Raw genomic sequence first — 23,802 nt, 5'->3', positions numbered from 1 at the left:
GTGGCGAATACCCCCGACGCGGGACGGCCAACGCGGACCGTATGGTGCTTCGGCGATACACGTAGGTTATCGAGTCAGCCCGCGATATCGGGTATTTCGATGTGCCCGAGGTTTGCCGGACGCGTCGTCCTACTGTCTACCGCACCGGATCCGGCGCGGCGACCGACGCGCCCACCACACGCAGGACGATAGCGCGCCCAGGCAGGGTGCGTTGACGCCCGCAGGTAACGAACTCGAGACCTCAGCGGAACCTTTACACCAATAGACCGACGGACTCGCCGCACGCCCTGCCGCCCGGCGACGTCGCCGCATACGATCCAGTCTGATTCGCCAGCGGGAATGTTTGGAGCGCCACAGGATGCCAGCCCCAGCCGGGACCAGTACGGCGTTCCGGCTTGCCCGAATCGCCGCGCTCGTGCTCGGCTGTCTGTTGTTTCTGTACGCGTGTGAGAACAGCAAGCGTGCCTTGATGGCGGACAAATGGGTCGAGGTCGCGATCGCGGGCGCGTTGTTGGCGGCCGGGCTCGGTGCGGCGTGGTTCGAGGTCAAGCTGACCGACTATCGCGAGTACGACGACGAGGAAGACGAGCCGGCGCGTGCGCGCGGAGGTCGCGCGCACGGCCGCGGCAAAACCCATAGCCGCGAACGCAAAAGCCGATGGATACCGGCCATCCTCCGCGCCGACGAGGAATCCCACACCGGAGCGCGCGAGTTCCTGGTCGAGTCCGAGGGCTGGTCGATGCGCGCGAAGATCGCGCGGTCCGGTGACCTCGTCTTCCACGGCCACGATCTGGGTGGCACCTACCCCGCCTACGAATGGATGTGGGTCTTCCACCCCGACACCTTCGCCGAGATCCGCGCCGCCCTCGGCGACGACGAGGGTGAGATCCTCGAAATGCTCGAAGAGGTTGTCCCCCAACTGGATCGGCACGGCCGCCACGACCCAGGCGCTTGGCTGCGCACCCACGACATCCCGGCGACCTATCGCGAGAAGGGTGTAAGCGCGACTCAGGAAACGCGCGAACTCCCGATCATGCAACCCGGTCTCCCCCGTCCCACACCTCGACGCGACAAGCCTGTTTCGGCGCGGTCGCACCGAAACGAGCTGCCGTCCAACCGCTCCCGTCGCGAGCAGCGGAATGCCGCGTTGTGGGACGAAGAGTCGGCCCCGATCCCGACTGCGCCCGCACGCTCGCGGCAAGATCCGGTCGCCCCCTCCAGATCCCGACATGAAGACGCGGAGCCGACGTGGTCGCCATACGACGAACCAGAACTCGCACGCGCACGACGAGATCCCCTCGCCCCCTCCAGATCCCGACACCAAGATCCCGAACCGACGCGGTCAACACACGAGGAACTGGCCCCCGCGCACTGGTCTGCCGCCGCACCAACACGCTGGTCACCCGAAGACTTCGGACCCACTCGATCACCGTATGAGGACGCCGCTGCCACCCCGACGCGCGATCAACCAGAACCTGCACGCGCGCAGTGGCAATCGCAGGCACGCTCGTCGTACGAAGACTTCGGGCCTACCCGATCACCGTATGAGTCCCCGGCTCAGGCGGTATGGGAGGACGAGCCCGCACCGCACTACGCGGACCCCGCGCCGCATTGGCCGGTCCGGGACGACAACGCACGGCCCCCGCTCGAGCGCCGCAGACGGTCACGGTCGGCAAATGAATGGGCCCAGGACGATTCCGCACCCGCACAGTCCCCGCACGAGGACCCGGCTGACGCTTGGGCGCGACGCCGCCGGCTCGATGCCATCCAGGCGCAACTCGAGCAACCCTCGCCCGCCGCGCCGGAGCAGCCGTCGCGGGCGTATCACAGGGAACCCGCACAGCCGCAATATGACTCGCGGCACGGCGACCCCGATGAATTGCTGCCACGACAGCGCAGAGGCAGTTCGGCCGTGCCGCACGATTACGCGGAAGTGGGCCGATACGAGCATCTTTCGCCGCCTCGGCAACGATCCGAGCCGTCCTGGCCCGAGCGCTCTATGCCACGTCAGCGGCAGGCTCCGCGCGAACAGCCCGACGACTATCCCCGGTCATGGACCGACCAGCCCGCCGAGTACGACGAGTCGCCGCCCGCACGCCGCCGCCGGTCGAGCCCGCCGCCGAATGCCGCGGGCTCGGGCCGCCACGCGACATCGCATAGCGCTACGCCGCCTTGGCCGTAGGCGGTCGCGACCGCTGTCAGCTCATGTGACGTGAATACCGGCCCGACTCGAATCCGGTCAGCATCCTGAACACGAGCACCGCGCCCCACGGCCCGATCACCCAGATCGGCCACGGATAGGTGAATTCGCCGACACTCAGCGAGATCGCGCCCCAGATGAACAGGACGAGCACGCTCACGCCGAGCCAGCTCGAACCTTCGATCTTCTGCCAAATCGGGATGCGCGAACGCGAATCAGCCTTGCCCGCAGACTCTTTCGGCAGCTTGGGCAGATCCGACAGCACCAGCTGCAGATCGTCGGTGGTGGTGGTCGCGTACACCTGCGCGGTGCGCTGGTCGTACTCGGCGAGGTCGATGCGCCCATCCTCCATGTGCCTGGCGAGCAGGCGCACCACTTTCTCGCGTTCGGCGTTCGAGGCGCGGGTACCAGTCGAGATTTCCATTGAAGTTCCCTGTCGACGGTTCCACCCTCCATAGTGGAATGTTCATCAAGAATGAACCCTCCAAAGTGGAATGTCAACCCTTGGTGGTCCGACCAGACCCGGAGCTGGTGTCACCACCCCCGGCGCGGCAGTATGGACGATGCTCAGCGCGCGGGCGTCCAGGGTTCGCGTCGACGAAAACTCCTAGGAGGCATAGGTGTCGGAAACCGTGCGCGGTGTCATCGCCCGTAGCAAAGGCGCGCCGGTCGAGATCGTCGACGTGGTGATCCCCGATCCCGGTGCGCACGACGTGGTCGTGCGGGTACAGGCCTGCGGCGTCTGCCACACCGACCTGCACTATCGCGAGGGCGGCATCAACGACGAGTACCCGTTCCTGCTCGGCCACGAGGCCGCGGGGATCGTGGAAACCGTCGGCGCCGCGGTCACCCACGTCGAGGTGGGCGATTTCGTCATCCTGAACTGGCGGGCCGTGTGTGGTGAATGCCGGGCCTGTAAGCGCGGTCGTCCCTGGTATTGCTTCGCAAGCAACAACGCGAGCAAGAAGATGACCCTCACCGACGGCACCGAACTGAGCCCGGCGCTCGGCATCGGCGCGTTCGTCGACAAGACGTTGGTGCACGAAGGGCAGTGCACCAAGGTCGATCCCGCGGCCGACCCCGCGGTCGCCGGGCTGCTCGGCTGCGGCGTGATGGCAGGCATCGGCGCGGCGATGAACACCGGCAACGTGTCCCGCGGCGACACCGTCGCGGTGCTCGGCTGCGGTGGTGTCGGCGACGCCGCCATCGCAGGCGCGCGGCTGGCCGGCGCGAAGACCATCATCGCGGTCGATCGGGACGCCCGAAAGCTGGCCTGGGCCAAAGACTTCGGCGCGACCCACACCATCGACGCGACCAGCGAGGACGTGGTCGAGAAGATCCAGGAGTACACCGACGGCTTCGGTGCCGACGTCGTCATCGAGGCGGTCGGCCGCCCGGAGACCTGGAAGCAGGCGTTCTACGCCCGCGACCTGGCGGGCACCGTGGTCCTGGTCAGTGTGCCAACGCCGGACATGACCCTCGAGCTGCCGCTGATCGACCTGTTCTCCCGCGGCGGCGCGCTGAAGTCCTCCTGGTACGGCGACTGCCTGCCCGAACGCGACTTCCCCACCCTGATCGACCTGCACCTGCAAGGCCGGCTGCCGCTGGAACGCTTTGTCACCGAACGCATTTCCCTCGACCAGGTGGAGGCGGCGTTCACCGCGATGCACGCCGGCGATGTGCTGCGTTCGGTGGTGGTCCTGTGAAGATCGACCGCGTCGTCACCTCCGGCACCTTCTCCCTGGACGGCGGCACCTGGGACGTCGACAACAACGTCTGGCTCATCGGCGACGACCGCGACGTCCTCGTCGTCGACGCCGCACACGACGCGGACGCGATCGCCGATGCCGTCGGCACCCGCAACGTCGTCGCCATCCTGTGCACCCACGGTCACAACGACCACGTCACCGTCGCACCGGAATTGAGCACCCGCCTCGACGCCCCCATCCTCCTGCACCCCGCCGACGAACCCCTCTGGCGGATGACCCACCCCGACGTCGACTACCGCTCCCTGGCCGATACGCCCCGAATCACCGTGGCCGACACCGACATCGACATCATGCACACCCCAGGCCACTCCCCCGGCTCGGTCTCCCTGCACCTCCCCGAAGCCGCCGCCCTCTTCACCGGCGACACCCTGTTCTCCGGCGGCCCGGGCGCCACCGGCCGCTCCTACTCCGACTTCGACACCATCATCGCCTCGATCCGCACCCGCCTGCTCACCCTCCCCGACGAAACAACCGTGCACACCGGCCACGGCGACACCACCACCATCGGCGTCGAAAAGCCTTCGCTCGCAGACTGGATCGCCCGCGGGCACTAATTCGCTTGCCGTCACGGGCGGTGCCGTTGCTATGGTTTCGCTCGTGACTTCTCCAGAGGCGTCCAGACTCTAGCCACCTGTCGAACGACCAGGTGGCGTCCCTCGCCATGCGCGAAACGACCTGCCTGCCCGGTCGTTCGACCCCGCGTGTCGCCCCTTAGTGGGCGATATCAGGTCCGCCTCCCTCCGCTGCCGCGTGCCGCGCCGGATGGGTGGCTCGGTGTCGAACAGAGTCTGGGAGTCTTTGTGCCTTTTGTCATTTTCGTGTTGGGTGTCGCCGTATTCGCGCAGGGGACATCGGAATTCATGCTGTCGGGCCTGATCGAGCCCATAGCGGCGGACGTCGGCGTTTCGCTCGGTTCAGCCGGGTTACTGACCTCGCTGTTCGCGGTCGGAATGGTTATCGGCGCACCATTGACCGCGATGGCCGCCGGCCGCTGGCCAGCTCGGTACGCGCTGACCGGATGCTTGTCGTTGTTCATCGCCGCACACATCGTCGGCGCGCTCACCACAACCTTCGCGGTCCTGCTCGGCACCCGAGTGGTCGCGGCGATAGCCAACGCCGGATTTCTCGCGGTCGCCCTCGCCGCCCTACCCACCCTGGCGGGCCGACACCGCGTCGGCCGAGCCACCTCCATCATCCTGTCCGGCGTAACCCTCGCCTGCATCGCAGGCGTCCCCGGCGGCGCTTTCCTCGGCCAAACCCTCGGCTGGCGATCAGCATTCTGGGCGGTGGTCGTCGTGAGTATGCCTGCGCTGGTTGGCACTTGGCTGCTGGCCCGATCGACCCCGACGACCGCAGGACCGTCCGGCATCCGGCGCGAGTGGAGCGCATTGCGTCTACCGCGCGTGCGGGCCGCCCTGCTACTCGGCGCAGCGGTGAACGCGGCAACATTCGCCACCTTCACCTATCTGGCGGTGATCACAACCGGCGCCAGCGGATCCAACCCCGCCTGGGTGCCAATAGTGTTGGCACTGTTCGGAATCGGATCCTTCCTGGGCGTCACCCTGGCAGGTCACTACGCCGACCGATATACCCCCATCATCCGCACGGCCGGATCGGTTGCCCTGCTGATCATTTGGACCACGACGGCACTCACCGCCGGCCACCTACCCGCCCTACTGCCGATGACCGCAATCGCCGGCGCCGCGTCCTTCGCCGTCGGCTCCACCGTGATCGGCCTCATCGTCAGCACATCGGCACCAACGGCCCCGCACCTGAGCGGCGCCTTCGCCACCACAGCCCTCAACATCGGCGCCGCCCTCGGCCCAGCCATCGCAGGCCTGGCCATCACCTCAACCGAATCACCCACCGCCGCACTATGGACCAGCGCAACCCTCGCCGCCACCGCCCTCGCGATCGCCACCATCACCCGCCACAACACCACACCCCAGAACCCACTGAATTGACATCCAGTGGCACCCTACGGCGGGCCCTTCTCGCGTTTCGCCGCCACCATGTGCCACTGAATGCGAATTCGCCGGACCTCTCGCGGTCGGCGAACAGGACCGTGGTCGGCGACATTGTCACCCCCACCGGTTATCGTGAAAGCCATGGCCGCCCCACACTCCGACCCGGCAAACACCCTCGTGCCCGCCGCGGAACCCACAGCGCTGCGGGCTGCCCTCACCCCTGAACTACGCGCCGAATTCGACCGCGAATGGGATCTTGTCCTCGAACACGCCAAGGAATCCCACACCCTCGAATTCATTCACGCGCTGCTCAACAAGTGGCAGCACACCGCCGTGATGGAGATCCGCGAGCCCGGCTCATACCAGCGGATGCTCGACAAAGCCGCGCGGATCCAAGCCGACGGCGGCCGCTCGACGGATGTGTCCATAGACGATGTTCGCGTGTTACTGGCGCACCGGTTGCAGGCAGGTTGAGGTAGCACGCCACGTGTATCTCATCGTCCCTGACACCGACACAACTGAACAGATCGCCGCACTTCCCACCGAGGTGCTGCGCGAATTCGCCGAAATCCTCAGCGTCCTCGAATTGACGCCGTGGGCGGGCCAACCACAAAACGCCGACAACCCCAATGGGGCGGTCCGGCGGTGGCCATTCGGGCCCGCTCAGGCCGGACAGCTCGTCTATCTCATCGATGACCGTGCGCGGGAGGTGCACCTTCTGATGGTGAAGTGGTTCGGCACCCTCGGCGACCTCCCTTAACCGCCGGTTGGTCGACGCGACCGGCTACAGGATGGCGAAGGCTACTACTAAGCCGAGGGCGAAGTGGGCGGCGGCTACTACCAGGACTTCGGTGGTGTAGGTGTCGGCGTGGAGGGTGGCGCCGATGTCGATGCCGAGGGCTTTTTCGATGACGCGAACCGAGATCACCTGGGCGATGATGCCGACGAGGCCGAAAATGAGGGCGGCGATGAGGCCTTCGGAGAGTTTGCCGCCGCCACCTACCGCCAGGATGGCGAGGACCACGATGAAGGCCATGCTGATCATGCCCGCGGCGGCGACGATGATCGCGTTGGGCTTGCCCTGGACGACCAGTGCGCGCAGCTTGCCCGGGGTGGTCAGGTCGATGGCATAGAACCCGACGAGCATCAGTGCCAGGCCGATGAGGGCGTAGAGGATGATCGCTCCCACACCCTCGCCGAGCGAGCTCCAGTACCCCGATTCGAGGGCGACTGTGGTCATCATGATCCTTCCGAGGAGGGTTGAGCGATGCGGTGCGGGACGAAGGCGGAGCCGTCGTCGGTGATCAGTCCGGCGGTTTCCCGGATGCCGAGGCCCGCGGCGGCGTCACCGACGATCCACGCGCCGAGCACGGGGCGCATGTCATCGAATTCCGGTAGTGGATCGAGCAATTGGTAGACGTAGCCTTCTTCGCCGTAGACACCACCGGTGGCCGTCTCCAGTCCGGCGCCGACAATGGTCATGTTGGCGCCCTCGCGACCGAGCTTCGGCTTGCGGATGTATTCGGTGAGCTCGTTGGGCTGATCCAGGTAGGCGGGCAACAGATTCGGATGCCCCGGATACATTTCCCACAGGATCGCGAGAATGGCCTTGTTGCTGAGCAACGTCTTCCACAGCGGTTCGATCCACATGGTCTGCGGCAGGCTGGCGACCACTCGCTTGCCGAAGTCGTCGTCGAGCGCCCACTCCCACGGGTAGAGCTTGAAGATCGCCTCGATCGGCGCCTCGGCCAGATCGACGAAACGGTCCAGCTCCGTATCGAATCCGACCTCTTCGATCGGCAGCGCGATGGTGTCGAACCCAGCCTCGGCCGCGGTCTCCTGCATGTAGGCGGTGGTGACGTTGTCCTCGCCGGTGGCGTCGGCGCCCGACCAGCTGAAGTGCAGTTGCGCGGTCGGCAGGATGTCGCGCAGCTCGGACCAGCGCTCGACCAGCTTCTCGTGCAACGAATTCCATTGATCACCGCCGGGATACCGTGCGGTCAGCCAGTGCCACTGCACGATCGCCGCCTCCAGCAGCGACGTCGGCGTATCCGCGTTGTACTCCAGCAGTTTCGCCGGCCGCCGGGCGTCGTAACGCAGGTCGAACCGTCCGTACACGTAAGGGTCGTTGCGCCGCCAGGATTCGGCGATCGGCCCCCAACTCCATTCGGGCAGACCGAAATCCTTGAACCGCTCGGTCAGCACGACCTGCTCGACCGCCTTCAGGCACATCGAGTGCAACAACTCGACATCGGCTTCCAGCGCGAGGATTTCGTCCATCTCGAACTCGTAATACACCGACTCGTCCCAGTACGGCCGTGGCTGACCGCTGGCGTCGCGGCCGGGCACGCCGTAGACGAGGCCCTGGCTCTCGGTGATCTGCTGCCAATCCGGCCGGGGCGTACTGCGCACTCGCCGCACTACGATCCTCCGCCGGTGCTCTTGCTGCCGAGGCCGCCGCGCTGAATGGTGGTGCCGCTCTTCGTCTTTATCTCGGCGCTCTTGGGTTTGACGGTGGTGCCGCCCGTCGGCGGCTTGCCGATGGTCGGCGTGCCGCCGTAGTAGTAGCGATACTGCGGGCCGCCGCCGAGGATGATCAGGCCGGGCCCGATGCCACCATCGCTGATGAAGCCTTGACGTCCGTCGCCGCAGTAGCGGTCCTCGACGACGATCTCCTGACCGTTCTCGGTCTTCACACACGACGCGGTGATCTTGTCGGGCGCGGTGAACGCCCGGTAGGCCAGGTATCCGCCGCCGACCAGCGCCGCGACGCCGACGATCGCGACCCCGCCGATCATCACCCGCTTGCGCGTGCGCTTCTTCGCCTCGCCTGCCGCGACGGCGGCTTGCTGTGCTTCCTCGGCCCGCTTGCGCGCCTTGTCCCTGGCCCGCGCCTCGGCCACCGTCGGCGGGCGCGGCTGGGTGATGCCTGGCTCTTGCCGCTGCACGCTGCCCCGACGCGGTAGAACCTCTTGCGGCGCAGCAGGTTCCGGAAAAACGGTAGGCAGTCCGGGAATAGGCGGTTGGACTGGCGCGTCGGTAACGAAGGCGGCCGTATCGCTCGGCCCAAAGGCGGCCGTATCGCCCGGCTCAGGAGTGCTTGCCTCGTGCGCCCCGGCCGTGCTCGACGGTTGCTCCGCCGCGGCGGACTGCTCGTTCGGCTCGTGCCCCGGACGCTCGTCACCGGGATTGTGCGTGCTCACTGTCGAGTCCTCGTCCTATCCCGGCCCACCACTACCGCTCCTCGAATCCGGTCAAATCACCCCGCGCGGGCTCCCAGCTTTCCACAACCAAGGTCACCCGACCAGGTGTGTCCCCGGAACCTAGCAGTTCGAGCAACCGCTCGCAGTCGTCTCGCGGCCCCTCCGCGACCACGTGTACCCGCCCGTCGCGCGCGTTCGTGGCCTGCCCGGTCAACCCGAGTTCCAACGCACGCGACCGCGTCCACCAGCGGAACCCCACGCCCTGGACGCGGCCGTGCACCCACGCGCTCAACCGGATCAGCTCAGCGCCGTCGCCCATCAGGCCTCGATATCGAAGGACAAAGTCACCTTCGTCCCCGCCTGCAACGTCCGGCCCACAGTGCACGCCTTATCGATGGCGCGCTGCACGGTAACCAGCAACCGTTCCCGCGCCTCCTGGTCCAATTCACTGAGATCGAGCTGGAACGTCTCGTCCAGCTGCGGGTACAGCTCGTTCTCCCGGTCCGCGTCGCCGGACACCCGAATGGTCGCGTCGAAGGAGTCGCCGAGCTTGCGGGCAAGCGAGAAGTCCGCGCTCAACCCCGAGCAACCGGCCAGCGCGATCTTCAGCAACTCGCCGGGGGTGAAAGCGCCGGGCACGCCCTGCGAAGCGATCAATACTTCGGCGCCGCGCGAGCTGCGACCGGTATACGCCCGCGTTCCCGTGCGCTCGACCCATAGTTCAGTCGGTTGTGTCGCGGGTATCTGTTCAGCCATGGGCTCGATCCTGCCAGCTCCGCCTCTCCGAGTCTTCAGGCCAGACTCGTGTGCCACCTGAGTTTCGTTGGCGACCAGCGGTAATAATGGGGTCGAGTCAGCCCGTACCCGGCGAGTTACCCATGTACTCCCGATATCAGTGGCTCTGTCGTGTCTTCAAAATCACTCCTGGAACCGGTAACCCATCCCCGCCTCGGTCAGCAGGTGCTTGGGATGCGAGGGATCATCCTCGAGCTTGCGCCGCAACTGCGCCAAATACACACGCAGGTAATGGGTTTCGGTCGCATACGACGGACCCCACACCTCACGCAGCAACTCCTTGCGCCCGACCAGCTTGCCCTTGTTGCGCACCAGCATCTCGAGCATGCCCCACTCGGTGGGCGTGAGATGCACCGTCTCGTCGTTCTTGGTCACCTTCTTGGCGGCGAGGTCGACGGTGAACGACGAGGTCACCACCACCGGATCGGACGAATCGGTGTCGGCGGCGCCGCGCCGGACCGCGGCGCGCAGCCTGGCCAGCAGTTCGTCCATGCCGAACGGCTTGGTGACGTAGTCGTCGGCTCCGGCGTCGAGCGCCTCGACCTTGTCCGCCGAGTCGGTGCGCGCCGAAAGCACGATCACCGGCGCCGACGTCCAGCCGCGCAACCCGGCGAGGACCTCGATGCCGTCGATATCGGGCAACCCCAGATCGAGGATCACCACGTCGGGGTGCTTGTCGGCGGCCGCACGCAGCGCGGCGGCGCCGGTGCCCGCGGTGATCACCTCGTAGCCGCGGACCGACAGATTGATCCGCAGCGCGCGCAGGATCTGCGGTTCGTCGTCGACCACCAGCACCTTGATCGCCGGGGCGTCCTGCTTCTTCTCGGTCATCACGGCTTCCTGTGCGGTCCGGGGCTGCGGTGCTCCCACTGTCGATGCATCCATCATCAGCTGCTCGCTTCCGTTTCGTCGGCAGGCAGGTCCACGATCATCGTCAATCCTCCGCCAGGGGTCGGTTCGGCGTGCACGGTGCCACCCATCGCCTCGACGAAACCGCGCACCACCGAGAGGCCGAGTCCGACGCCGGTGGTGTTGTCGCGGTCGCCGAGCCGCTGGAACGGCTCGAAGAGTTGTTCCTCGGTGCCCGGCGGCACGCCGGGACCGACGTCGACCACCGCGATGGAGACGCGGTCGCCCGCACGTTCGGCGGTGACTCGTACTGGCGTATCGCGGGTCGCGTGCCGCAGCGCGTTGTCGATCAGGTTGGCAACGACCCGTTCCAGCAGCCCGGCGTCCGCGCGCACGGAGACGTCGCCGACCTCGACCTTCACCCGGTCCATCGCCGCGCGCCGCAACCCACGCGCGCCCATCCCGACACTGACGAGTGCCCGGTGCACCACCTCGTCCATGTACACCCGCTGCAGCTGTGGCTTCACCACGCCGACGGCCAGCCGGGACGAGTCGAGCAGGTTCCCGACCAGCGCGGTCAACTGATCCACCGATTCCTCGATGGTTTCCAGCAATTCGGTGGTGTCCTCGGCGGAGAACTCGACGTCGTCGCTGCGCAGGCTGGACACGGCGGCCTTGGCCCCGGCCAGCGGCGTGCGCAGGTCGTGGCTGACCGCGGAGAGCAGCGCCCGGCGCAACCGGTCGGCCTCGAGCAACGCCGCGGCGGCGCTGGCCTCCTCGGCGAGCCTGGATTGCCGGACCAGCCCGGCCGCCTGGTTGGCGACCGCGTTGAGCACCGGCCGGTCGGCGGCGGCCAGCGGCCGACCGGCCAGCAGCAGCAGACTCGACGCGTCGCCCGCCTGGATCACGGTCTCGGCGTCGGCGGCGTGCTTCGGTGCGTCCAGACCCACCGCGGCCACCACCACGTCGCCGCACAGCATGCTGACCGCGCGCAGACCGTAGGTCTCGCGGACCTGTTCCAGCAGATTGGGCAGGTCCGCGCCGTGCAGCACGGCGCCGGCGAACAACGTCAGCAATTCGGCCTCCTGCGAGGCCCGGCGCGCCTGCCGTGTCTGCTTCGCGGCCGTATCGACCAGCGCCGCCACCGCGACCGCGACGAACAGCAACACCACAACGGTGACGAAACTGTCCGGCTCGGCAATGGTCAGGCTGTAGCGCGGATCGGCGAAGAACCAGTTCAGCAGCAGCCCGGACAGCAACGCCGAAAAGGCCGCGGGGACAACACCTCCGAGCAACGCGACGGCGACGACGCCGATGAAGAACACCGCGCTGAGACCGCCGAGCTGCAGGTAGCCGTCCAGGAACGCGACGCCGATTCCGCACACCGCGCTCGGCACCAGTACGGCCGCGAGCCAGGCCCTGATCGGCTGGCGCGGCATGAGCGAACCCCGGCGCAGGCCACGATGGGCTTCCTCGTGCGTGACCATGTGCACGTCGATCTTGCCCGACTGCTGCACCACCGTTGAGCCGATGCCCTCATCGACCATCCGCGCCCACCTGGAGCGGCGGGAGGTGCCGAGGACCAGCTGGGTCGCGTTCACCTCGCGGGCGAATTCCAGCAGCGCGGTCGGCACGTTGTCGCCGGTGATCGTGTGCAGCGAGGCATCCAGGCTGCCTGCCAGGTCGCGCAACCGGTTCAACCGTTCGGTCGACACACCGGCCAAGCCGTCGCCGCGCACGACGTGCACCAGGACGAGTTCGGCACTCGCCTTGCTCGCGATGCGACTGGCCCTGCGTACCACCGTCTCCGACTCCGGTCCCCCGGTCACCGCGACCACGACCCGCTCGCGGGCCTCCCACAGATCGGTGATCTTGTGGTCGGCCCGGTATTTCGAGAGGGCTGCGTCGACCTGATCGGCCAGCCACAGCAGCGCCAATTCCCTTAGCGCGGTGAGGTTTCCCGGTCGGAAGTAGTTACGCAGCGCCGCGTCCACCTTGTCGGCCGCGTACACGTTGCCGTGGGACAGCCTGCGCCGCAACGCCTCCGGCGTGAGGTCGACCAGCTCCACCTGGTCCGCGCCGCGCACCACCGCGTCCGGCACCGTCTCGCGCTGTTGGATGCCGGTGATCTGCTCGACCACATCGTTGAGGCTTTCCAGGTGCTGCACGTTGACCGTGGAGATCACGTCGATGCCCGCGTCCAGGAGTTGTTCGACGTCCTGCCAACGCTTTTCGTTCGCGCCGCCCGGCACGTTGGTGTGTGCCAACTCGTCGACGAGCGCCACGGCAGGCCGGCGGCGCAGTACCGCGTCGGTGTCGAGTTCGGGCAGCTCGGTACCGCGGTACTCCACCAGCTTGGGTGGAATCCGCTCGATGCCCTCCAACAAAGCTGCCGTCTTCGCTCGCCCGTGTGTTTCCACTACCGCGGCAACCACGTCGCGGCCGCGCTCGAGCCGCCGGTGTGCCTCGCCGAGCATGGCGTAGGTCTTGCCGACTCCCGGCGCGGCGCCGAGGTAGATCCGGAGTTGCCCGCGTTTCACTCGTTCATCATTGCGCGTCGCGGGCGTCGAACCGAGCACCACGCGGACGTACCGGCGCGGTGCGGCCGAAGCTCAGGCATCGATTACCCCCGGCTCCGTGCCGCGCAGGCCCCGGACGCGGTCGTCATCGACGACAACACGCTGTGTATCCAGCTCATCGCCCCGGGGCCGCAGCGCGCGAATGAGCAGCGCGCAGCATACGAACCCGACAAGCAGGGCGACGGTGACAGCCGACATGACGTTCCCTTCTCCAACCGACTCGAACAACCGGTTGCGCTGGAAATGGTCCGCCTGGCCGGCCCTCCACTACTACCCCCGTATCGGAAGATCACCTCGATCTTTACGGTGTGTTGACGGTATCGCCGCACTCTTTGACGGCATTCTTTCAGTTATCCCGAGCCGGGGTGTAAACGAAGCGCAAAGGCAACCATTCGTCGCGCTAAGGAGTCGTAAGGAACCTCGGCTAGCGCCTTATCGAAGACTTGACTCGCCAAGGCGCGCTCCACAACACGAGCGCTTGATGGAGGTTGGTTGATCATGTCTGTCGTGGTGTTCACGGTGCTTACCGTGGCGATCTTCGCCCTGCTGGGGCTCATCCAGCGAGGGGTGGAAAAGCTGTGATCGCGAACCTGATCGGTTTGGTTCTCGCCATCTCCGTCGCGGTGTACATGGTCGCGGCGCTGCTTTTCCCCGAGAGGTTCTAGGTGACCACGACTACGGCGGGGATCGCGTTCATCGCGTCCCTGATCATCGCGCTCGCCCTGGTGCATGTGCCGCTCGGCGATTACATGTTCCGGGTTTATCACAACACCAAGCACTCGCGTGCGGAGCGCGCCCTTTATAAGGCCATCGGCGTCCAGCCGGAAGTCGAACAGACCTGGGGCGTGTATGCCCGCAGTGTGCTGGCGTTTTCCGCGGTCAGCATTCTGTTCCTCTTCTTCTTGCAACTGGTCCAGGGCAAGCTGCCGCTGCACCTGAACGACCCCGGCACGGAGATGACCCCGGCGCTGGCCTGGAACACCGCGGTCAGCTTCGTGACGAACACGAACTGGCAGAACTACTCCGGCGAGTCGACCCAGGGCCACCTGGTGCAGATGGCCGGGCTCGCGGTGCAGAACTTCGTCTCCGCGGCCGTCGGCATGGCCGTCGCGGTCGCGCTGGTGCGCGGCTTCGCCCGCAGGCACACCGGCGATCTCGGCAACTTCTGGGTGGACCTGGTGCGCGGAACCATCCGCATCTTGCTGCCGATCGCGTTCGTTTTCGCGATCGTGCTGGTCGCAGGCGGCGCGATCCAGAACTTCCACCTGCACGACCAGGTGGCGCAGACGTTCAATGGCACCTCGCAGGCCATCCCGGGCGGCCCGGTGGCGAGTCAAGAGGTGATCAAGGAGCTCGGCACCAACGGCGGCGGTTTCTACAACGCCAACTCCTCGCACCCGTTCGAGAATCCCACCACCTGGACCAACTGGCTGGAGATCTTCCTGATCCTGGTGATCAGTTTCTCGCTGCCACGCACCTTCGGCCGGATGGTCGGCAGTAAGAAGCAGGGCGTTGCCATCGCGGCCGTGATGGGCACGATCGCGATCGTCAGTATCGCGTTGAGCAATGCCTTCCAGCTGGCACATCACGGCACCGTGCCCACCGCGATCGGCGCGTCCATGGAAGGCGTCGAAACCCGCTTCGGCGTTGCCGATTCGGCGACCTTCTCCGGCGCGACCACGCTGACGTCCACCGGCGCCGTCGACTCGTTCCACGACTCGTACACCAGCCTCGGCGGCATGATGACGATGTTCAACATGCAGCTCGGCGAAGTCGCGCCGGGCGGAACGGGTTCCGGGCTCTACGGCATGCTCATCCTCGCGGTGATCACCGTCTTCGTCGCGGGCCTGATGGTCGGGCGCACACCGGAATACCTGGGCAAGAAGATCACCCCGCGCGAAATCAAGCTCGCCGCTTCCTATTTCCTGGTCAGTCCGCTGATCGTGTTGATAGGCACCGCGATTGCGATGGCCATGCCAGGACAACGCGCCTCGATGGCCAACTCGGGACCGCACGGGCTCTCGGAAGTGTTGTACGCCTTCACTTCCGCCGCGAACAACAACGGCTCCGCGTTCGCCGGGCTGTCCGGTAACACCGAGTGGTACGACACCGCGCTCGGCCTCGCGATGGTCTTCGGCCGGTTCCTGCCGATCATCTTCGTGCTCGCGCTTGCCGGTTCGCTGGCCAAGCAGGGCAACACCCCCGAGTCGATCGGCACGCTGCCGACGCACCGCCCGCAGTTCATCGGCATGGTCGTCGGCACCACCGTGATCCTGGTCGCGCTCACCTTCCTGCCCGCACTCGCGCTCGGGCCGCTCGCTGAAGGAATCCACTGAAATGACAACTCCTACTACTGAAGTCACTGTGCCGGACGAGTTCAACGAGTCGAAGAAGCAGCTGGCCGAGAAGTCCGGCCGGGTACCGCGCGGCGCGCTCGATCCCAAGATGCTGCTGACCTCGCTGCCCGATGCGGTGCGCAAGCTGGATCCGCGCACCATGTGGCGCAACCCGGTGATGTTCATCGTCGAGCTCGGCGCCGTCTGGTCCACCGTGCTCGCGATCAGCGATCCCACCTTCTTCGCCTGGGCGATCGTGGTGTGGTTGTGGCTCACCGTGATCTTCGCCAATCTCGCCGAGGCGGTGGCCGAGGGACGCGGCAAGGCGCAGGCCGATACCCTGCGTAAGGCCAAGACCGACACCGTCGCACGGCGTTTGGTGGATTGGACACCCGGCGGCCAGGTCGTCGAGGAGGGTGTCGCGGCACCCGAACTGCAGCGCGGCGACCATGTCGTGGTCGAGGCCGGACAGGTCATCCCCGGCGACGGTGATGTCGTGGAAGGCATTGCCTCGGTGGACGAATCGGCGATCACCGGGGAATCCGCGCCGGTGATCCGGGAATCCGGTGGTGACCGCTCCGCGGTGACCGGCGGCACCACAGTGCTGTCGGACCGGATCGTCGTCAAGATCACCCAGGAGCCGGGCAAGAGCTTCATCGACAAGATGATCGCCCTGGTCGAGGGCGCGAGTAGGCAGAAGACGCCGAACGAGATCGCGCTCAACATCCTGCTCGCCTCGCTGACCATCATCTTCGTTTTCGCGGTGGTCACGCTGCAGCCGCTGGCGATCTTCTCGAAGGCGAACAACCCTGGCGTGCCGGACACTTCGGCGCTGGACGTCAACGGCATCACCGGGATCGTGATGGTCTCGCTGCTGGTGTGCCTCATCCCGACCACCATCGGCGCGCTGCTGTCGGCCATCGGCATCGCGGGCATGGACCGGCTCGTACAGCGCAACGTGCTCGCCATGTCCGGGCGCGCGGTCGAGGCCGCGGGCGACGTGAACACGCTGCTGCTGGACAAGACGGGCACCATCACCCTCGGCAACCGGCAGGCCTCGGAATTCGTTCCGATACCGGGTATTTCGGCTGATGAGCTGGCCGACGCGGCACAGCTGTCCAGCCTGGCCGACGAGACGCCCGAGGGTCGCTCGATCGTGGTGTACGCCAAGCAGGCGTTCAACAAGCGTGAGCGCACGCCGGGCGAGCTGAAGGGCGCGACCTGGGTGGAATTCACCGCACAGACCCGGATGTCAGGCGTCGACCTGCACGACGGGCACCAGCTGCGTAAGGGTGCGGCCAGCGCGGTCATCGAATGGGTTCGCGGGCAAGGCGGCAACGTGCCGAGCGAGGTCGGCGTGACCGTCGACGGAGTCTCTGCCTCCGGTGGCACGCCGCTGGTCGTCGGCGAGATCAAGGACGGCACCGCGCGGCTGCTCGGGGTCATCCACCTCAAAGACGTGGTGAAGCAGGGCATGCGGGAGCGCTTCGACGAGATGCGCCGGATGGGCATCCGCACCGTCATGATCACCGGCGACAATCCGTTGACCGCCAAGGCGATTGCCGATGAGGCGGGCGTGGACGACTTCCTCGCCGAGGCCACGCCGGAGGACAAGCTGGCGCTGATCAAAAAGGAGCAGGACGGCGGCAGGCTGGTCGCGATGACCGGTGACGGCACCAACGACGCACCGGCGCTGGCCCAGGCCGATGTGGGTGTCGCCATGAACACCGGCACCTCGGCGGCCAAAGAAGCGGGCAACATGGTGGATCTGGATTCCGATCCGACCAAGCTCATCGAGATCGTGGAGATCGGCAAGCAGCTGCTCATCACCCGCGGCGCGCTGACCACGTTCTCGATCGCCAACGACATCGCCAAGTACTTCGCGATCCTGCCCGCGCTGTTCATCGCGCTATTCCCCGGGCTGGACGCGCTGAACATCATGCGGCTGCACAGCCCGCAGTCGGCGATCCTGTCCGCGGTCATCTTCAACGCGATCATCATCGTCGCGCTGATCCCGCTGTCGTTGCGCGGCGTGAACTACACGCCGTCCAACGCGTCGAAGTTGTTGAGCCGCAACCTGTTGATCTACGGCCTCGGCGGCATCATCGCGCCGTTCATCGGCATCAAGATCATCGACCTCGTCGTCCAACTCCTCCCTGGGATGTCCTGACATGCAGTTTTCAACTTGGATCCGGCAGCATTTCGCCGCGTTGCGTGCGCTGCTCGTGCTCACCGTGATCACCGGAATCGTCTATCCCCTAGCGGTTTTCGCGGTCGCTCAGCTACCTGGCCTGCACGACAAGGCGGACGGCTCGCTGATCAAGGTCGACGACAAGGTCGTCGGCTCCAGCCTGATCGGGCAGTCCTTCACCGATCCGGACGGCAAGGCGATGGTGCAGTACTTCCAGAGCCGCCCGTCCGCCGCGGGCAGCGCCGGTTACGACCCGATGGCCACCGCGGCAAGCAACCTCGGGCCCGAGAGCATCGTGGACACACTCGACGCCGACCCGGCCAAGGTCAAGCTGAGCCTGCTGTCCACGGTGTGCGCCCGCAGCAAGGAGGTCGGCGACCGTGAGGGGGTCGATGGCGGCCGTCCGTTCTGCACGAAAGACGGTGTCGGCGCGGTGCTCTCGGTGATCGGGCCGCGCGACGCAGACGGTCAGGTCTCGCATCCCACCCAGGTGGTGAGCGTGAACCAGGCCTGCCCGGCGACGCCGTTCCTGTCCACCTACCACGGAGTCCAGGTCGACTGCGCCAAGCCGGGCGAGGACTACTCGGCCGGTCGGATCGTGCCGATCTTCGGCGACGCCCCCGTCGATACCCCGGTCCCCACCGACGCGGTCACCGCCAGCGGTAGCGGACTGGACCCGCACATCTCCCCCAGGTACGCGGACCTGCAGATCGCACGAATCGCCAAGGCTCGCAATATCTCCGCGGATCAGGTGCGTGCACTCGTGGACACGCACACCAGCGGCCGGACCCTCGGGTTCCTCGGTGAACCGCGGGTCAACGTGGTCGAGCTGAACCTCGACCTCGACCACAAGTACCCGTTCCGCGGGTGAGCTGAGCCAAGGGGGCCGGTGACACCAGGTCACCGGCCCCCTCGCTATATCCAACCGACGAAGATTCAGGCGTCTTGCTTAGGACCCAGTGGTAGCAATGGGGCGTGCGGGACCAGGCAGAACGGGTGGCCTGCGGGGTCGAGCATGACTCGCCAGGTATTCGGATCCGGTTGGACCTCGGCGGTGCGGGCACCCAACTCGAGGGCCGCGGCCTGCGCGTCGTCCAGGTCGTCGACCTTCAGTTCGAAATGGATGTGGTTCGGGGTGTCTCCCCCGGGCCAGGTCGGCGGTCGATAGTCCGGCACCACCAGCGCGCACAACGACCCGCGTTCGGTCTGCACTACAGCCAAATCATCGGCCCGATAAACGATCTCCCCTCCGAGCAAAGCGGCCCAGAACGCCGCCAGCTCTTCCTTGTCGGCACAGTTCAAGGTGATCAAACTCAACTGAGCGATAGCCACGCCTCGATCGTACGACCGCGGCGCAGGGGCGCGGTAAAGTTCGGCGCCGTCGAGTCCGCTCAGCGGACCGGCCCCACGCCGCCCGAGCGGTGGTTGAGTCCGCGTCCACCGTGCTCCTCGCCCCAAATCGCAGCCCGCTCGGCGAGGGATCAGCGATATTCGGGGTTTTCGAAGTCGAAGCGGCAGCCGGCGTCCCATTCCGAGCGCTGGTTGCCGTGCGCGGGTATTCCGTTGGCGTCCTTGAGCATTCGGGCGAAGTGCAGCAGGTTCCAGGTCATGAAGGTGGTGTTGCGGTTGGTGAAGTCGTTGGCCGGGCCGCCGGAGTCCGGATCCAGGTAAGAGGGGCCGGGGCCGACCTCGCCGATCCAGCCCGCGTCGGCCTGCGGCGGGATGGTGTAGCCGAGATGTTGGAGGCTGTAGAGGACGTTCATGGCGCAATGTTTGACGCCGTCCTCGTTGCCGGTGATCAGGCAGCCACCGACCCGGCCGTAGTAGGCGTATTGGCCGCGATCGTTGAGGATCGAGGAATTGGCGTAGAGGCGCTCGATGACCTGCTTGGTGACAGAACTGTTGTCGCCCAACCAGATCGGGCCGGCCAGCACCAGGATGTCGGCGTCCATGACCTGACGTTGCAGTGCGGGCCACGCATCGGTCGGCCAGCCGTGTTCGGTCATATCCGGCCACACGCCGAAGGCGATGTCGTGGTCGACCGCGCGAATGTGCGAGACCTGCACGCCGTTCTTCGCCATGATGCGGGCGCTGATATCGATGAGCCCCTGGGTGTTGCTCACCTCCGGCGACCGCTTGAGGGTGCAGTTGATGAACACTGCCCGCAGATCGTCGTAGCTGGTCATGGTGTACTCCTCGGTGTCGCGCTGCGCGGACTACGGGATCGGTGATTGCCGGTGCGTCTCAGCACCGCGGCGGCGACCACCAGGGTCCAGATCAGGATGAGGGCCACGGCGAGACCGAGCGGGTAGTTCCGGTCGAGAACGGTCGGGTTGTCCGGCATGGCGTGCCCACGATCGAGCACGGGCAACGCGATCGCGACCAACACGACCGTGCACACCGCCCCGCAGGCCGCCGGTCCCCACCAGGTGCCGGGCAGGATCCGCCGGGCGGTGGCACCGACGGCGGCGCACAGCGGCGCGAATACCCCGTCGTGCAACAGGATTCCACCGGCGAACCACAGGGCGATCGACCACACGTCGGCCCGGGGAAAGTCGAGCACCAGCATGATTCCGTACCAGCCGAGCCACAGCCCGGCGAGCAGCAGCAGGATTCGGATCGCGTTCATGAGCGTGCCTCGATCGTCGAAAGCCATTTCGTCTGCAGCACGCCGGGGCGACTCGGCGCAATGAGCCTGCATGGATAGCCGTGGTCGACATCGAGCGCCGCACCGTTCAGGGAGAGCGCGACGAGTGTGTCCGAATCGATGGCATGGCGGCGCGGCAACACCGAATTGGCATAGATGCCGTTGGTCTCCAGCGAACGGAATCGCACGTCCCCGCCCGGGTAGGACCCGACGGCGGCGAGCAGATCGCGCAGTCGAACGCCCGCCCAGTCGGCGGACGCGCTCCAGCCTTCCACGCAGGCGATCGGCAGCCGAGCATGCGTCTGCGGCATGGCCAGCAATTCGTCCCTGCTGAAACTGCGTTGCCGATCGCCGACCAGCACGCTCAGCCGGTAGTCGGCGGCTCGCGCCAGCTCGACCACCCCCGCGGCCTGCGCCGACCGGTTGACCGGAACCCCTTGCGGCCCTTCGCCACTGCGCGGCGCGAGCACGGCCGCCCAGCGCAGGAAGGGCACGGTCTGACCGGCAACCGCCAAGCTCGCCGCGCCTGCCGAAACCCACGCCGCGGTCAGCACCGTCCGTCGCGAAACATGACGCCGCGCAACGACATCGGCCCCGCTATCGGTATCGGCATCGGCCGTGTCCGAGTCGATCGGGCGGCTCAACGCGTCCCGAATCACCGGCAGTTTGACCGCCAAATGCACCGCCAGCGCACCGATCGCGACGAAGGCCACGGCGTAGTGGACGGGAGGGAAGAAGAACTTCCAGGGGTAGAACTGGGCGATATTCAGCAGACCGGTGGACAGCTCGAAGAAGATCGCACCGACCAGCACGGCGATCGAGCCGCGCTCCAGCATGCGCAGCGGCGAGCCGATGACGGGGCGCTGGAACAGCTTCGGGTATACCGCCCACAGCTTCACCAGCAGTAGCGGAATCGCGGCTACGCCCGAAATGACGTGCAGGCCTTGGGTCAGGCGGTACAGCCACACCGGATGGGCGGGCCACCAGAACCAGGTCGGCGGATGTTGGATCCAGTGGCTCAGCAGGCCGGTGACGAAGCAGATCAGGATCGCCGAGCCGAGCGCGATCCCTACCCGGCTGGCCACCTCGGGCCCGCGCGCGTCGGATCCGCGGAACCACCGTGCCGCGAATGCCCGACTGCGCTCGATGGTTTCGTGCACGCTCATCGGATACCACCGGAAGCGAATGAGCGACCACCCGCAGTGCGGCTCATGACGCGATCACCGCCTGCGTAGCGGGGCGACGGAGCCAGGCGATGTGCCTTCCGCCGACCTCGGCGGTGTTGAGCAGCTGAAATCCGGTCGCGCGGGCAAGCTGTTCCGCGTGGTCGATCCCCACCGAGGCCCAGGGAAACCAGGATCCGACCCGCGACCGCGACTCCAGCCGAATCTGCCGGGTTACCGAACCACTTCCTGGACGGCCGAATTCGACGATCGCGAGACCATCCGGTGCCAGCAGATCCGCGGTGCGCGCGAGTATGCGCCCCGGATCGCCGCCGATCCCGATATTGCCGTCGGCCAGCAGCGCGTACGACCACCGTCCCGCTCCTGGCAAGGGCCCGAACAGATCCCGGCGTAACGCGGGCGCGCCACGAAACCTGGTGATGGCGACCGCCGTCGGCGAAATATCCACGCCCAGCGCGAGTACCCCGCGTTGCAGCAGGGCGGCGACCAATCGTCCCGGCCCGCAGCCGAGATCAACGGTCGGCCCGTCGCAACAGCTGGTGAGTGCACGATCCGCACGACGATCGCCGACACCGGCGAGCCCTAGCCACCGTCTGGTCGGCAGCCGGTGCCTGGTGCCGTCCGCGGCACGCATCCAGCAGCGTTCCCCGGCCAGCGCACGATCGAAGATGTCGAAGTCCGCGCCGATCATCGCGATACCAACCCGCGCTCGGGTAGCCGGCGGAACGTCTCGGCAAAGCGACCACCGGATTCCGCTGCTACTCGGACAGCGTCGGCAAAGGTATCGACATCGCTGAATTGCGGCAGCGCGTTCACCCGGTACCCACAGTCCTGCAACGCTTTCCGGGTAAGTTCACCGGTTCTGTCGGTGGACATCGGCACGTCGGCGAGTACGCGGGCAGGCTGTGCGGACGGCAGTCCGAGCGCCCACCAGCCGCCGTCGTCGGCCGGCCCGAGCAGCGCCGCGTCACCCGCGACGAGTTCGATCGCGGCCGCCGTCAGTACGTCCGGGCCGATCTGCGGGGTATCCATGCCGATTTGCAGGACCGGTGCGCCGAGGCGGGCGGCGTCGGCATGGGCGTTGGCGAGCCGAGCACCGAACCCGTCACCGCGCTGCGGGATCACCTCGAATTCACTGAGTGCGGCGGCCAATTCATGGCCGCACTCGGCGGCGGCGAGGTCTCCGGTGAACGCGACGACCCGGTGGCAGACATCGCTGCGCAACACCGAGTCCAGGGTGTCCAGCAGCGCCGCGGCGGCCACCCGCGCGGCCTCCTGTGGCGTCAGCGGCGGGGTCAATCGCGTTTTCGCGAACCCGGCGATCGGCGCCTTCGCGATCACCAACAGTGTTGCCGGACAGGGGCTCATCGCAGCACCGCCAGGAAATCCTTGGTGGCACGCGCTGTTCCGAGCCAGGAGCCGGAGACCTTCGACACGCCCCCCGCTCTCGGTCGATAGGCGATGTCCCGCTCGACCACCTGCCAGCCCGCGCCCGCGGCGCCGACGAGTAGTTCGAGTGGATATCCGGAACGCGGGTGCAGCGGGCCGAGCGACAGCATCCGGCCGCGCCGCGCCACCCGCATCGCGCCGATATCGTGCACGGGCAGCCCGTATTTGCGCCGCAGCCTGCGCGCGATCAGCAGATTGCCGATGCGGGCGTGCCACGGCCAGACCCCGGCCCCGGTGGGGCGCCGGCGGCCGACCGCGAGATCGGCTCCGCCCCGGACCAATTCGACAAGGCCCGGCAGTTCGGCCGGATCCATCGATCCGTCGCCGTCGAGCACCGCGACCAGGTCGGTGCGCGCCGCCGCGATGCCCGCTTGGACCGCGGCGCCGTAGCCCGGTCTGCTCTCCTGCACCACCGTGGCACCGCGGGCGCGGGCAACGGCGGCCGTCCCGTCGGTCGAGCCGTTGTCCACGACTAGCGCGTTGTACCCGGCCGGGATGGCGGCAAGGACTTCCGGCAACGCATCAGCTTCGTCTCGGCACGGAATCACCACGGTCACTCCGTCCGGATCACCCTGGGTTCGAGTCACGGCAATGACGCTAAGCCGTCGGACTCCCGATACGGCCGAAAAACCT

27 protein-coding genes are annotated in these 23,802 nt (G+C 66.9%); 11 read left to right on the top strand and 16 right to left on the bottom strand.

Features of this window, described 5'->3' with window-relative positions; translation table 11 throughout:
- The first annotated feature begins 358 nt into the window (after positions 1–358).
- Positions 359–2,182: a hypothetical protein gene (locus tag ACIA8C_RS28280; protein ID WP_397139837.1), complete on the top strand. Its 1,824-nt coding sequence runs from the start codon at positions 359–361 to the stop codon at positions 2,180–2,182.
- A 16-nt stretch (positions 2,183–2,198) separates the two neighbouring features.
- Here ACIA8C_RS28280 and ACIA8C_RS28275 read toward each other — a convergent pair whose 3' ends face one another.
- Positions 2,199–2,624 carry a DUF1707 domain-containing protein gene (locus ACIA8C_RS28275; RefSeq protein ID WP_397139835.1) on the bottom strand — a complete coding sequence of 142 codons (426 nt, stop codon included), beginning with the start codon at positions 2,622–2,624 and terminating at the stop codon, positions 2,199–2,201.
- 196 nt (positions 2,625–2,820) lie between these two features.
- On the opposite strand from ACIA8C_RS28275, the gene ACIA8C_RS28270 reads away from it, so the two are divergent.
- The 5 genes from ACIA8C_RS28270 to ACIA8C_RS28250 all read left to right on the top strand — a co-directional run bounded on the left by ACIA8C_RS28270 (position 2,821) and on the right by ACIA8C_RS28250 (position 6,696).
- Positions 2,821–3,906, top strand: coding sequence for an S-(hydroxymethyl)mycothiol dehydrogenase (locus ACIA8C_RS28270; protein ID WP_397139833.1), 1,086 nt, complete (start codon positions 2,821–2,823; stop codon positions 3,904–3,906).
- Entirely contained in the window at positions 3,903–4,523 is a 621-nt protein-coding gene (locus ACIA8C_RS28265; RefSeq protein WP_397139831.1) for an MBL fold metallo-hydrolase, read from the top strand. The genes ACIA8C_RS28270 and ACIA8C_RS28265 overlap by 4 nt, the downstream gene beginning before the upstream one ends.
- Before the next feature lie 246 nt (positions 4,524–4,769).
- A complete protein-coding gene (locus tag ACIA8C_RS28260; protein ID WP_397139829.1) occupies positions 4,770–5,933 on the top strand; it encodes a Cmx/CmrA family chloramphenicol efflux MFS transporter in 1,164 nt (387 codons plus the stop codon).
- A gap of 144 nt (positions 5,934–6,077) precedes the next feature.
- The gene (locus ACIA8C_RS28255; RefSeq protein ID WP_397139827.1) at positions 6,078–6,410 is read left to right on the top strand and encodes a DUF6247 family protein; all 333 of its coding nucleotides are present in this window, start codon (positions 6,078–6,080) and stop codon (positions 6,408–6,410) included.
- 13 nt (positions 6,411–6,423) lie between these two features.
- Positions 6,424–6,696, top strand: coding sequence for a hypothetical protein (locus ACIA8C_RS28250; RefSeq protein ID WP_397139825.1), 273 nt, complete (start codon positions 6,424–6,426; stop codon positions 6,694–6,696).
- Positions 6,697–6,720: 24 nt separating this feature from the next.
- Here the strand turns inward: ACIA8C_RS28250 and ACIA8C_RS28245 are convergent, their stop codons facing one another.
- From ACIA8C_RS28245 to ACIA8C_RS28210, 8 genes are all read right to left on the bottom strand, one after another.
- A complete protein-coding gene (locus ACIA8C_RS28245) occupies positions 6,721–7,176 on the bottom strand; it encodes a DUF350 domain-containing protein (RefSeq protein ID WP_397139823.1) in 456 nt (151 codons plus the stop codon).
- On the bottom strand, positions 7,176–8,357 hold the full coding sequence (locus tag ACIA8C_RS28240; RefSeq protein WP_397139821.1) for a glutathionylspermidine synthase family protein: 1,182 nt from the start codon (positions 8,355–8,357) through the stop codon (positions 7,176–7,178). Before ACIA8C_RS28240 ends, ACIA8C_RS28245 begins: the two co-directional genes overlap by 1 nt.
- Positions 8,357–9,139: a hypothetical protein gene (locus ACIA8C_RS28235; RefSeq protein WP_397139819.1), complete on the bottom strand. Its 783-nt coding sequence runs from the start codon at positions 9,137–9,139 to the stop codon at positions 8,357–8,359. Before ACIA8C_RS28235 ends, ACIA8C_RS28240 begins: the two co-directional genes overlap by 1 nt.
- A gap of 31 nt (positions 9,140–9,170) precedes the next feature.
- A complete protein-coding gene (locus ACIA8C_RS28230; protein ID WP_397139817.1) occupies positions 9,171–9,458 on the bottom strand; it encodes an acylphosphatase in 288 nt (95 codons plus the stop codon).
- Positions 9,458–9,895, bottom strand: coding sequence for an OsmC family protein (locus tag ACIA8C_RS28225; RefSeq protein WP_397139815.1), 438 nt, complete (start codon positions 9,893–9,895; stop codon positions 9,458–9,460). Before ACIA8C_RS28225 ends, ACIA8C_RS28230 begins: the two co-directional genes overlap by 1 nt.
- Before the next feature lie 162 nt (positions 9,896–10,057).
- Positions 10,058–10,765, bottom strand: coding sequence for a response regulator (locus ACIA8C_RS28220; RefSeq protein WP_397139813.1), 708 nt, complete (start codon positions 10,763–10,765; stop codon positions 10,058–10,060).
- A 56-nt stretch (positions 10,766–10,821) separates the two neighbouring features.
- A complete protein-coding gene (locus tag ACIA8C_RS28215; RefSeq protein ID WP_397139811.1) occupies positions 10,822–13,323 on the bottom strand; it encodes an ATP-binding protein in 2,502 nt (833 codons plus the stop codon).
- A 72-nt stretch (positions 13,324–13,395) separates the two neighbouring features.
- Positions 13,396–13,560 (bottom strand): hypothetical protein, encoded by a 165-nt coding sequence (locus ACIA8C_RS28210; RefSeq protein ID WP_397139809.1) that lies wholly within the window; start codon positions 13,558–13,560, stop codon positions 13,396–13,398.
- 300 nt (positions 13,561–13,860) lie between these two features.
- Between ACIA8C_RS28210 and ACIA8C_RS28205 the strand changes: the two genes are divergently transcribed.
- The 5 genes from ACIA8C_RS28205 (at position 13,861) to ACIA8C_RS28185 (ending at position 18,760) form a co-directional block, all read left to right on the top strand.
- Complete coding sequence (locus tag ACIA8C_RS28205) at positions 13,861–13,944, top strand: potassium-transporting ATPase (RefSeq protein WP_067449012.1); 84 nt, start codon at positions 13,861–13,863, stop codon at positions 13,942–13,944.
- Complete coding sequence (locus ACIA8C_RS28200; RefSeq protein ID WP_223885482.1) at positions 13,941–14,027, top strand: potassium-transporting ATPase subunit F; 87 nt, start codon at positions 13,941–13,943, stop codon at positions 14,025–14,027. The genes ACIA8C_RS28205 and ACIA8C_RS28200 overlap by 4 nt, the downstream gene beginning before the upstream one ends.
- Complete coding sequence (gene kdpA, locus ACIA8C_RS28195; RefSeq protein ID WP_397139807.1) at positions 14,028–15,698, top strand: potassium-transporting ATPase subunit KdpA; 1,671 nt, start codon at positions 14,028–14,030, stop codon at positions 15,696–15,698.
- Between the two features lie 109 nt (positions 15,699–15,807).
- Entirely contained in the window at positions 15,808–17,868 is a 2,061-nt protein-coding gene (kdpB, locus tag ACIA8C_RS28190) for a potassium-transporting ATPase subunit KdpB (RefSeq protein WP_397140279.1), read from the top strand.
- A gap of 1 nt (position 17,869) precedes the next feature.
- Entirely contained in the window at positions 17,870–18,760 is an 891-nt protein-coding gene (locus ACIA8C_RS28185; RefSeq protein ID WP_397139805.1) for a potassium-transporting ATPase subunit C, read from the top strand.
- A 65-nt stretch (positions 18,761–18,825) separates the two neighbouring features.
- On the opposite strand, the gene ACIA8C_RS28180 is transcribed toward ACIA8C_RS28185, so the two are convergent.
- From ACIA8C_RS28180 to ACIA8C_RS28150, 7 genes are all read right to left on the bottom strand, one after another.
- Positions 18,826–19,221: a VOC family protein gene (locus ACIA8C_RS28180; RefSeq protein ID WP_397139803.1), complete on the bottom strand. Its 396-nt coding sequence runs from the start codon at positions 19,219–19,221 to the stop codon at positions 18,826–18,828.
- A 149-nt stretch (positions 19,222–19,370) separates the two neighbouring features.
- Positions 19,371–20,075 (bottom strand): flavodoxin family protein, encoded by a 705-nt coding sequence (locus tag ACIA8C_RS28175; RefSeq protein WP_397139801.1) that lies wholly within the window; start codon positions 20,073–20,075, stop codon positions 19,371–19,373.
- Positions 20,072–20,518, bottom strand: coding sequence for a hypothetical protein (locus ACIA8C_RS28170; protein ID WP_397139799.1), 447 nt, complete (start codon positions 20,516–20,518; stop codon positions 20,072–20,074). The genes ACIA8C_RS28175 and ACIA8C_RS28170 overlap by 4 nt, the downstream gene beginning before the upstream one ends.
- Positions 20,515–21,702 (bottom strand): molybdopterin-dependent oxidoreductase, encoded by a 1,188-nt coding sequence (locus ACIA8C_RS28165; RefSeq protein ID WP_397139797.1) that lies wholly within the window; start codon positions 21,700–21,702, stop codon positions 20,515–20,517. Before ACIA8C_RS28165 ends, ACIA8C_RS28170 begins: the two co-directional genes overlap by 4 nt.
- 43 nt (positions 21,703–21,745) lie before the next feature.
- Positions 21,746–22,411 (bottom strand): methyltransferase domain-containing protein, encoded by a 666-nt coding sequence (locus ACIA8C_RS28160; RefSeq protein ID WP_397139795.1) that lies wholly within the window; start codon positions 22,409–22,411, stop codon positions 21,746–21,748.
- Positions 22,408–23,088, bottom strand: a complete 681-nt coding sequence (locus ACIA8C_RS28155; protein WP_397139793.1) for a DUF2064 domain-containing protein — start codon at positions 23,086–23,088, stop codon at positions 22,408–22,410. Before ACIA8C_RS28155 ends, ACIA8C_RS28160 begins: the two co-directional genes overlap by 4 nt.
- On the bottom strand, positions 23,085–23,756 hold the full coding sequence (locus tag ACIA8C_RS28150; RefSeq protein WP_397139791.1) for a glycosyltransferase family 2 protein: 672 nt from the start codon (positions 23,754–23,756) through the stop codon (positions 23,085–23,087). Before ACIA8C_RS28150 ends, ACIA8C_RS28155 begins: the two co-directional genes overlap by 4 nt.
- Between the last annotated feature and the right edge of the window lie 46 nt (positions 23,757–23,802).

The sequence above is a fragment of the Nocardia sp. NPDC051321 genome (assembly GCF_044455225.1).
Lineage (GTDB): Bacteria > Actinomycetota > Actinomycetes > Mycobacteriales > Mycobacteriaceae > Nocardia.
This window is presented reverse-complemented; position numbering and strand designations above follow the sequence as displayed.